This window comes from uncultured Campylobacter sp. (assembly GCF_938045775.1).
Classification (GTDB): domain Bacteria; phylum Campylobacterota; class Campylobacteria; order Campylobacterales; family Campylobacteraceae; genus Campylobacter_B.
The window spans coordinates 1-2241 of the sequence record NZ_CALIBH010000272.1 but is presented as its reverse complement, the minus strand read 5'-3'; the positions used below and the strand labels follow the sequence as shown (position 1 = coordinate 2241).

At 52.8% G+C, this 2241-nt stretch carries 3 protein-coding genes; all 3 read left to right on the top strand.

Annotated elements, in window-relative coordinates; all coding sequences use genetic code 11:
• Positions 1-66 precede the first annotated feature (66 nt).
• The gene (gene proB / locus Q0238_RS11375; protein ID WP_297946141.1) at positions 67-1188 is read left to right on the top strand and encodes a glutamate 5-kinase; all 1122 of its coding nucleotides are present in this window, start codon (positions 67-69) and stop codon (positions 1186-1188) included.
• Positions 1189-1234: 46 nt separating this feature from the next.
• Entirely contained in the window at positions 1235-1441 is a 207-nt protein-coding gene (locus tag Q0238_RS11370) for a hypothetical protein (protein ID WP_297946138.1), read from the top strand.
• 153 nt (positions 1442-1594) lie between these two features.
• On the top strand, positions 1595-2241 hold a 647-nt coding region (locus Q0238_RS11365), incomplete at its 3' end, for an aldehyde dehydrogenase family protein (RefSeq protein ID WP_297946135.1).

Genomic DNA, 2241 nt, shown 5'->3' with positions numbered 1-2241 from the left:
AGCTCAAAACATAAAATTTAAAATAAGCCGTTTTCGATATAATTTTCAAAAATTTCGGAGCGGAAAATGGGTAGAAAAGAGCTTCTGGGCGGTGCAAAACGCATCGTCGTAAAAATCGGCACTTCAACGCTTACCAATGCGGACGGCTCGCTAAATGAGCGGCTCATCAAAAGTCTAGTCGCGCAAATTTGCAAGCTAAAAGATGCGGGCTTTTGCGTGGCTTTGGTAAGCTCGGGTGCCGTGGGCGCGGGCATGGGGCTGCTCGGCATCGCGCAAAGACCTAAAATTTTAAGCCGCAAGCAGGCTCTAGCGGCGGTCGGACAGGTCGCGCTGATGCATCTTTACGAGCGGCTGTTTTGGGCGCATGACCGCATTATCGCGCAGCTGCTGCTAAGCCGAGGCGATTTTAGTGACAGGGCACGCTATCTTAGCGTGCGAAACGTCTGCGCGGAGCTGCTCTCGCGCGGCATCGTGCCGATCATCAACGAAAACGATCCCGTCGTAGCAGATGAACTCAAAGTGGGCGATAACGACACGCTAAGTGCGCTAGTAGCGGGGCTAATCGATGCTGATTTGCTCGTGATTTTAAGCGACATCGACGGGCTGTACGACAAAAATCCGAGCGAGCACGCGGACGCAAAACTTTTAAGCTTTATCGAAAAAATTGACGAACGCATCGTCAAAATGGCAGGCGGCGAGGGCAGTAAATTCGGCACGGGCGGCATGGCGACCAAGATCGCGGCGGCGCAAATGGCAAATCAGATCGGCACTAGCCTGATCATCGCAAACGGGCGTACGGACGGAATTTTGCTTAAAATAGCGGTGGGCGACGAGGTCGGCACCCTCTTTAGCGCGGGCGCGGCGCGGCTTAGCTCGCGTAAATACTGGCTCGCATACGGCGCGATCAGCAAAGGCGCGGTGATTATCGACGCGGGCGCGGCAAAAGCGATAAAATCGGGCAAAAGCCTGCTTGCGGTCGGGATTGCCGAGGTGCGCGGCGAGTTTGAGCGCGGCGAGATCGTAAACGTCTGCGCGACCGACGGCAAGCTGCTGGCGCACGGCATTAGCAACTATTCAAGCTGCGAGCTTGCGCGCATAGCGGGGGTAAAAAGCGATGAGATAGAGCAGGCTTTAGGCTACAAAAGCGACGATGACGCGATACATGCGGATAATATCGCGCTGCAATGAAATTTTAGCCGTGTTCGCGCGTTTAAATTTTAAACGGAGGGCGAAGATGAAAAAGATTATATTTTTTGCGTTACTTTTGGCGGGCGCGGCGTGGACGGCAAAATTTGACGAACCGGACGCCGATAAAAACGGCGAGCTAGACATTTTTGAACTGCGCGGATATGAGCCGGCGGATTACGTAAAAGCGCCATGCGCAAATTGGAACGGGAAGGGTGGGCATAATGCCCGGCGAGTAAGCGAAATTTTGACGTAAGAAAATCCGAAATAAAATGACCCAAAGCGCGCTAAATTTAAACCGCCGTGCGGATAAAAATAAGACGCACTGTAATTTTAGACGCGATAGAAGCAACGCTTGCGGCATTTATATACGCAACACGCTATTTGATTTATAGATTAAGGAGCGAAAATGAATGAAATTTTAGAGATCTGTAAGCGCGCAAAGGCCGCTTGCAGCGAGCTTTTGAGGCTTGATAGCAAGGCTAAATTTGAAATTTTAAACGCCGTGGCGGATGAGCTGCTCGCGCAAAAGGACGCGATAAAAGCGGCAAACGCCAAAGACCTTACAAACGGCGAGAGATTGGGCCTTAGCTTGGCATTGCTAGACCGCCTAAGACTAACGGACGCCCGCATCGAGACTATGGCGCAGGGCGTGCGCGAGGTGGCGGGCTTTGCCGAGGTCGTGGGCGAAAATCTAGGCGGCTGGAGCCATCCAAACGGCATGCAAATCAGCCGCGTTCGCGTGCCGCTGGGGGTGCTTGGTATCATCTACGAGAGCCGCCCAAACGTAAGCATCGACGCGGCGGCTCTGGCGCTAAAAAGCGGCAATGCAGCGATCTTGCGAGGAAGTGCCAGCGCGCTAAATTCAAACATTTTTTTAGTAAATTTATTTAATGAAGCGGGGGCGAAATTCGGTTTGCCGGCGGGTGCGGTGCAGCTCGTGGAGAGTCCTGAGCGCGAAGTAGTGGCGCAAATGGCGAAAATGAGCGAGTATATCGACGTTTTGATACCGCGCGGCGGCAAGAGCTTAAAAGATTTTATCGCGCAAAACGCGAC